At 79.0% G+C, this 890-nt stretch carries 1 pseudogene; it reads right to left on the bottom strand.

The window, feature by feature from the left end:
• Positions 1–691, bottom strand: a pseudogene (locus EHS43_RS48670) (hypothetical protein); the annotation flags it as partial.
• Between the last annotated feature and the right edge of the window lie 199 nt (positions 692–890).

An 890-nucleotide genomic window follows, 5' to 3' on the forward strand; every position in this document is an offset into this window, starting at 1 on the left:
CCTCCGCGACATGCTCCGGCCCGAAGGCACCCCCCGCCACCAGCCACACCGCGCTGGAGCGCGGGCCCACGGCGAGGGCGTACGCCTTCTCGCCGCCCGGCGCCGGCGGCAGCAGCCGCAGGAGCGTCCCCGCCTCCGGGCACTCGATCGCGCCCAGCGGCAGCTCGCCGGTGCGGGGCCCGGTCGGGTAGAGCAGCGAGAAGCTGTGCCGTCCGTCCGCGAACCGCCTGATCAGCACCCGCCCGTCGCCCATCGGCTGCACCTCGGTGCCGGGCTCCTCGGGCTGGTTGGCCGGCAGCGGCACCGCGTAGGGCTCGGGGCCGTCCAGGGTCCAGCGCTCCGGGAACCAGGAGTCGCCGTCCCGGGCGAGACGGGCCGCGTAGGAGCCGTCGACGGTGATCACACACGCGGCCCGCGGGGTGCCGGCGTCCCCGGTGACGGCGTGCGGGGTCCTGCCGGGCCCGGAGGCCGCGGAGGCCGCGGAGGCCGCGTGGGGGGCCGGCGGAGCCTCCCCGGCCGCCGCCGTCACGCGTGGGATGCGAAGGGTCTCCCCGTCCTCGGTGCCCGCGTACGGGATTGGAGTTGGAGGGGGCGCCCCGTCCTCGGCGCTCGCGAACCGGGTCCGAGGGGTCTCCCCGCCCGTCGTGGACGCGTACTGGATGCGGAGCCCCGTCGCGGACGCGTACTGGATGCGCGGGACCCCGCCGGGCTCCGGGACTCCGCCGTGCTCGGGGAGCCCGCCGGGCTCCGGGACTCCGCCGTGCTCGGGGAGCCCGCCGTGCTCGGGGAGCCCGCCGTGCTCGGGGAGCCCGCCGTGCTCGGGGAGCCCGCCGTGCTCCGGGAGCCCGCCGTGCTCCGGGCTCCCGCCGTCCCTCGCGGTCCCGTCGTCC

The sequence above is a fragment of the Streptomyces sp. RP5T genome (assembly GCF_003933965.1).
In the GTDB taxonomy this organism is placed as follows: domain Bacteria; phylum Actinomycetota; class Actinomycetes; order Streptomycetales; family Streptomycetaceae; genus Streptomyces.